At 44.3% G+C, this 6,122-nt stretch carries 7 protein-coding genes and 2 rRNA genes; 1 reads left to right on the forward strand and 8 read right to left on the reverse strand.

From position 1 onward, the window contains the following. The first annotated feature begins 172 nt into the window (after positions 1-172). Positions 173-1,144 (forward strand): hypothetical protein, encoded by a 972-nt coding sequence (locus PHV44_07395; protein MDD5593087.1) that lies wholly within the window; start codon positions 173-175, stop codon positions 1,142-1,144. 14 nt (positions 1,145-1,158) lie between these two features. Here the strand turns inward: PHV44_07395 and PHV44_07400 are convergent, their stop codons facing one another. The 8 genes from PHV44_07400 to PHV44_07435 form a co-directional block, all read right to left on the reverse strand. Next, complete coding sequence (locus PHV44_07400) at positions 1,159-1,779, reverse strand: bifunctional 4-hydroxy-2-oxoglutarate aldolase/2-dehydro-3-deoxy-phosphogluconate aldolase (GenBank protein MDD5593088.1); 621 nt, start codon at positions 1,777-1,779, stop codon at positions 1,159-1,161. A 6-nt stretch (positions 1,780-1,785) separates the two neighbouring features. Next, positions 1,786-2,736 (reverse strand): aldolase catalytic domain-containing protein, encoded by a 951-nt coding sequence (locus PHV44_07405; protein MDD5593089.1) that lies wholly within the window; start codon positions 2,734-2,736, stop codon positions 1,786-1,788. Between the two features lie 63 nt (positions 2,737-2,799). After that, positions 2,800-4,065, reverse strand: a complete 1,266-nt coding sequence (locus PHV44_07410) for a DEAD/DEAH box helicase (protein ID MDD5593090.1) — start codon at positions 4,063-4,065, stop codon at positions 2,800-2,802. Positions 4,066-4,223: 158 nt separating this feature from the next. Next, positions 4,224-4,406: a hypothetical protein gene (locus PHV44_07415; protein MDD5593091.1), complete on the reverse strand. Its 183-nt coding sequence runs from the start codon at positions 4,404-4,406 to the stop codon at positions 4,224-4,226. A 213-nt stretch (positions 4,407-4,619) separates the two neighbouring features. After that, positions 4,620-4,988: a hypothetical protein gene (locus tag PHV44_07420; GenBank protein ID MDD5593092.1), complete on the reverse strand. Its 369-nt coding sequence runs from the start codon at positions 4,986-4,988 to the stop codon at positions 4,620-4,622. Further along, positions 4,988-5,245: a hypothetical protein gene (locus PHV44_07425; protein MDD5593093.1), complete on the reverse strand. Its 258-nt coding sequence runs from the start codon at positions 5,243-5,245 to the stop codon at positions 4,988-4,990. The genes PHV44_07420 and PHV44_07425 overlap by 1 nt, the downstream gene beginning before the upstream one ends. A 199-nt stretch (positions 5,246-5,444) precedes the next feature. Continuing rightward, positions 5,445-5,561, reverse strand: a 5S ribosomal RNA gene (gene rrf, locus PHV44_07430). A 295-nt stretch (positions 5,562-5,856) separates the two neighbouring features. Then, positions 5,857-6,122: ribosomal RNA gene (locus tag PHV44_07435) — 23S ribosomal RNA — on the reverse strand; the annotation flags it as partial.

A 6,122-nucleotide genomic window follows, 5' to 3' on the forward strand; every position in this document is an offset into this window, starting at 1 on the left:
AGGCGTATCCTCCTTTGCTGGGCTTAACAGCCCGGTTAGGTTAATAATTTGCGTTATCAACCTAAGAGGATATGCCTTTTTTATTTGTATGGCAATATCAAAAGTGCGAAAGATATTTTACTTTATGTACTCTCTTATTGCTCAAATAAAATAAACATGTTATCATTAATCTATGCGTAAAATCGAAAAAATAAGATACGAAATTGACCCTCTCAACAGGCTAATTTTTAAAAAAGGGGGCGCGGGTTTTAGGTATGTCGTAGACTCTACTTTTAGGATTGATAAAAATAATCTTCTCACCTGCCAGCTTAAAAGTTCGCCTTACCCCTCTATTCCCCGGCAACTCAAACTCTGCGGAGAATGGTCCTTAGATAAAAAACATAACCTTACGCTCACCCTGAATAAAACCCAGGATAAGCTTATCTTAAAGAGTGAAATTATTGCCACCCGAGCCGATGCCCTGGTATTTTCAGTTTCCACCAGAGATTCATACGGAAAAACACATCTCTATACCCTGCAATTAGAGGGCAGATGGCATGCGGATAAGCATAACCGCCTGAGCTTTCTGGTTAAAAAACAAAAAGACTCCTACGATACGCTCACCCTCACCGGTTCCTGGGAAGTAAACGCGCAAAACCAGCTCATCTATACCTATACCAAAACCGCTTTAAAAACCAAGAAAAAAATCACTCAGGCCATCACCTTTAAAGGCTTTTGGGATATCACCGAGAAATACAGAATCTCATATGCGTTAAATGAAGAGCTGAATTCCGGATTTGATTTCAGGGTCAGCCTGGGTAAGCCCCTTAAAAGAGGCCTGCAATATGAAATAGGTATAGGCGCGGCTCCGTTAAAGAAAAAAATTACCCTCTTTGGTTCCTGGAAGATAAACAAAAAACTTGGCTTATTATTTGAAATGCCCTGCGAAGAAGGAAGGCTGCGCAGTATTGTTTTTGAAGCTGCCTGTTCACTCGGAAGCGGCTATAATCTAAATCTCAGGCTAAAGAATCCGCGGCATGAAGACCTGGGGATAAACCTGAAGCTCTCCAAAACCCTCTTTAAAAATCAGGGGGAAGCCTTCTTAGAAGCGCTTAAGGAAGGCAAAGAAATTTCTCTCCTTGCCGGGGCGGGTTTCCGCTGGTGAACCTCTCCATTATTTTATGGGAGTTGCTCCAGGTAGGCTTTGATGGCGCGGGTGATACTTGAGTAGTCTTTTCTTTGCAGCCATTCTTTTTTAAAAACCGATGCACCGAAGGCTGCTGCGCTGGCGCCGCAGGCGAAATATTCACGTAAATTCTCGGGTGTCACTCCTGCGCAGGCTAAAAGCTCAATATCGTTGAAGGGACCTTTGATTTCTTTAAAGTATTCCGGGCCGAAAAACTTGGCGGGAAAGACTTTGACCATGGTTGCTCCTTCCTTCCAGGCCTGGTAAATCTCCCGCGGAGTAAGTGCACCAGGAAAAACAGGTATCTTATTTTTTACGCAATATCCTAAAACATCCTTTACCAGAACCGGCATAACAATAAAAGTAGCTCCGGAATCTAGGGCAGATTTTAAGCTGCGCATATCCAACACTGTGCCTGCGCCGAGTGTAAGGCGTTTCTGGCTGATTTTTTTAGCCTCGCGGATTAACTGGGCAGCACCTTGAGTATTCATGGCAATCTCTATAGTCTCCAGGCCCGATGAAATTATCGTTTCAATCAACGGCTCGATCTGCTCTAATACTATACCGCGCAGGATACCCATTAAGGGCTTCTTTTTAAACTCTGCTACGTTCATTCTACTTCACTCCTCATCTTCACCCACTAAACTCTCGTAGAATTCGCGGTAATTTTCTTTTTTGTCGCTATCGCGTAACGCCATTGCCGCGCGGGGATGTTCATCCAGGATACCGGTAATAGCATAAGGAATAATATAGCCCCACTCGATCTTTTCGCGTAAAGGAACAAACTCTTTGGAGATTAAATCCAGCACCGGCCGGATATCGAATTTAGGATTCTTTAAAAAACCTAAAATTAGCTCTAACGGACAATTTCCCGCTGCCCTGCCCAGGCCATAAACAGTACCATCCACAAAGTTCGCATCGTGAATGATTGCTTCAATAGTATTACCGAAGGCCAGCTGCTGGTTATTATGCGCGTGAATGCCGATCTCTTTGGTCTTGATGATAGCCTTGGCCTTCTTAATCAGGAACTCCGTCGTCTCCTGATAAAGGGCCCCGAAACTATCCACTATATAAATAACATTTGCCTTGCTCTCTTTTTCCAACTGCGTAAGCGCCTCAGTCAGTTCATTATCCAGCGCGCGCGATATGGCCATGATATTTACCGTAGTCTCATAACCCTTATCCGCAAAGTGGTTCACCAAAAATATAGCTTTGTCAATATCCTTGACATAAGAAGCCACCCTAATCATGGAGACCGGGCTTTGTTTACGGGGTTTGACGTCTTCGATATCTACCCTATCCACATCCACCATAATAGAGATCTTTGTCCGCGACTCAATGCCGTCAATAACCTTCTTAATATCATCATCTTCGCAAAACTTCCACTTACCGAATTCCTTTTCCGAAAAGAGCCTCTTGGAGTTTTTATAGCCTATCTCCATATAATCCACGCCTGCCTCAGAAAGCGCCTTATACACTGCGCGCACGAAACGAAAGTCAAAATCGTGGTTATTAATCAGGCCGCCGTCTCTAATAGTGCAATCTAATACCTTAATCTTCTCCCTGAACATACTCCCTCCTATATATAAGTTACGTCTGTTTATCCTAGTATAATTTTTGAGGATAGAAAAGAATTAATGCCGGTGGTAGCTATTGCGTCTCTGTTTCCTAAAGTAATTTTTTCTCTGCTCTCTGTCCGCGGAATGGTGCCCGGGCTTGATGAATTCTGCCGAAGGGACATGGGGGTGTTTAGAAACGGGCAAAGAAGCCCGGATAATCTTTTCAATATCCTTGACTTCAGCGCTCTGCTCAGGAGTAGCAAAAGAAATGGCGTGGCCTTTATGTCCTGCCCTGGCTGTACGGCCTATGCGGTGCACATAATTCTGGGCGTCTTCGGGAAGGTCATAATTAATGACCAGCTCAATCCCGCTGACATCAATGCCTCTTGCGGCAATATCCGTAGCCACGAGCACTTTATATCTGCCGGCCCTAAAACCTTCCAGCGCTTCGCGGCGCTGGCTCAGCGAGCGGTTAGAATGTATCTCGGCTACGCTATGGCCCATATCTCGGATGGCGCGGCAGAGTTTTCTGGCGTTATATTTGGTGCGGGAAAATAAAAGGACCGAACCCTGATACTGCGTAAGTAATTTACCTAAGAGCTGCTGCTTGGCTTCCCTCTTCACGATAAATAATTCCTGCGTAACGTGTTCGGCAGTCGTGCCTGAAGGGGCAATCTCAATACAAACCGGCAGTTTCATATATTTGGCAGCCATCTCCATAATTTCTTTGGGGATAGTCGCGGAAAAAAGCATGGTCTGCCTTTCTTTAGGTAAGAAACGCAGGATCTTATTGATCTGCGGAGCAAAACCCATATCCAGCATGCGGTCTGCTTCATCAAGCACCAGCATAGCTACCTCATTAGGCATGATATTCCACTGGCTCATGTGGTCAAGGAGCCTGCCCGGGGTAGCAATAACCACGCGCGGGTTCTTACGCAAAGCCTGTACCTGGGGGAGCATGGGAGCCCCGCCGATAAGACAGGCAGTGCGCATACCGAAGGCAGGCGCGATTCCCCTAAAAGCTTCATCAATCTGAATAGCTAACTCCCGCGTAGGCGCAAGGACTAAACCTATGCCCTTTTTCTGCGCCAGCATCTGCACCATAGGTATGACAAAGGCGTGTGTTTTTCCGGTTCCGGTCTGGGCGATGCCAATGACATCCTTGCCCGTAATCGCCAGAGGGATAGCCTTACGCTGAATCGGGGTAGGAACCTTGAATTTTATCCGTTCCAGGATATCGAGGATTTTCGGCGCGATCCCCAGCCCGTAAAAATTTATCCCGGGCGGATTAGCCTCATACGCTGTGCCTGCTGCATTGCCTGTTTTGTGCGTCATCATCATAAATAAGCTTAAAACAAAAAACCCGCTTCCGACAACTCTAAGAAAGCAGGTTTTTTAAATTTGGCCTTTGCCGATAGCTGCGCTTTACTATCCTCTTTCTTCAAAAACTCTTCTATCTTAACCCTTGCTTTCTTTATTCTTTATTTAAATAAAATACCTTAATAAGAAGCTTGAAGCTTTCTTTGTTTAATCCTGCACATTTCTACTGATGCGTTCCAAAGCCAAATCTTTTTTTCTTCAAAATTTAAATCAACTAACCACTCCTTGAAGAGCTCGCTGCAAACATCCCCCATGCCAGTCATGGCTTCTTCTTTGGTTTTTACTGTTGCTACTTCTGACATACTCCACCTCCGTGGCTATCAGGTAATTGATAATTTACCCCTCCCCGCTTTGGGGAGTAAATTATACCATACCAACTACAAAATGCAAAGCAAAAATCCCAAGCAAATCCTTCGGCTTATTTTATTTGGCTCAGGATTTGTCCTGAGCGAAGTCGAAGGACCAAATTCAGCTTGGGATTAATGCAAAAACGGTCCTTTTTAGAGAATAACTAATTATTTTTGCTCCTTTATATAAGTTAACACCTCACCCGTATCTTTGTCAACAAAAACCCACATGTCTTTGACTGGCTCCTTAAAATCAAAGTATACTATCCGGTAATTCTTTAGGAAACCCCGCTTTAGGATGCCGTGATTCATGGATTTGTCTTCAAAACCGACAAAACCGCTCTCTTCACACCAAAGCTTCCCATTCTCGTCAAAAACAATCTTTACATCCTTAGTGTCAATGCCGGAATCTTTAAGCGCCTGTGTGGCTATGGCGATTATTTTATCTTGAGGAAGCTCCTTTTCCCCGCAAAACGCGAATTGCCACGAAAAAAGCACTGCCACGACCATCAATCCTAATAAAACCTTTTTTGCCATTACGCCTCCTTTATTTTTAGCAAAGCAAATATAAGTATCAGATACGCCAGCACTCTAATTATGATTTGTAACCCTAGCAAACCACCTGCCCATCCCAGAAGGCTTATTATATGCGAAAAGGCAAAGAGCCCAAAAGCTATGGCAACAGATTTAGCCAGATTATTTTTCTTTTTCTTATAAACAGAGAGCCCTAAGATGAGAATAACTATGCAGAGCAGCGTATTTACTAAATCTACCGAACTCCAGATACACATCATCTTTTCTCCCCCTTTCTTTCAAGCCTATTTTCCAGATACACATATATTATACCCCTAAAACCAAAAATCCCAAGCCAAATTCCGCTTGGGATAACGAAGTAGCGGGTCCTGCCTTCTTGTTGTAATAGACGCAGAAAGTGGCGAAATCTAACAATAAAAAAACGCCTACAGCTAAAAGCCATAGGCGTCTTTTTATTTTAAGGGGCACCTATCTACTCTCACATAGCCTTACGACTACACTACCATCGACCTTGGAAGGCTTAACTTCCGTATTCGGAATGGGAACGGGTGTTTCCCTCCCAGTATGAGCGCCCCAAATTTTAATGAGCACTAAACTTACGAACACGCAGCGTGAGTAAATTTATGTGCGAATTAATCCTGAGGCTCGTTGAGAACGAGCCGAAGGATCTTTTTTCCCCCTATCCTTCGCTTTAACCTAAATTTTCTATAAATAGGTAACGCTCAGGATGAATTTTTACAAAGTAAAAATTCACAACTACAAACCAGGTAAAACCACAATAACCGGATGAACCATTTATGCTGCGGTTCCAACACTTTTGCATGAAGGAACCTCAGGATAATCTTTTCTCGCCAGAGGCAAAAAAAGATTAAGGGTCAAGCCGATTGGCTATTAGTACGCATTAGCTTAAATCCTTACGGATCTTACACTTTGCGCCTATCAAGGTCGTAGTCTACGACCAGCCTTCAGTGCCTTGCGGCACAGGGATACCTATTCTTGGGGGGGGCTTTGCACTTAGATGCTTTCAGCGCTTATCCCTTCCGAACATAGCTACCCGGCCTTTGCCCTTGGCAGGACAACCGGAACACCAGAGGTTCGTTTCTCTAGGTCCTCTCGTACTGAAGAGAACTCCCCTTC

Source organism: Candidatus Omnitrophota bacterium (assembly GCA_028717245.1).
GTDB lineage: Bacteria > Omnitrophota > Gorgyraeia > Gygaellales > Profunditerraquicolaceae > JAGUYA01.

What these genes read in the sequence shown, in the direction of transcription:
- PHV44_07395 (MDD5593087.1), top strand. Translation starts at nt 173, where the DNA reads ATGCGTAAAATCGAAAAAATAAGATACGAAATTGACCCTCTCAACAGG.
- PHV44_07400 (MDD5593088.1), bottom strand. Translation starts at nt 1,779, where the DNA reads ATGAACGTAGCAGAGTTTAAAAAGAAGCCCTTAATGGGTATCCTGCGC.
- PHV44_07405 (MDD5593089.1), bottom strand. Translation starts at nt 2,736, where the DNA reads ATGTTCAGGGAGAAGATTAAGGTATTAGATTGCACTATTAGAGACGGC.
- PHV44_07410 (MDD5593090.1), bottom strand. Translation starts at nt 4,065, where the DNA reads ATGATGATGACGCACAAAACAGGCAATGCAGCAGGCACAGCGTATGAG.
- PHV44_07415 (MDD5593091.1), bottom strand. Translation starts at nt 4,406, where the DNA reads ATGTCAGAAGTAGCAACAGTAAAAACCAAAGAAGAAGCCATGACTGGC.
- PHV44_07420 (MDD5593092.1), bottom strand. Translation starts at nt 4,988, where the DNA reads ATGGCAAAAAAGGTTTTATTAGGATTGATGGTCGTGGCAGTGCTTTTT.
- PHV44_07425 (MDD5593093.1), bottom strand. Translation starts at nt 5,245, where the DNA reads ATGATGTGTATCTGGAGTTCGGTAGATTTAGTAAATACGCTGCTCTGC.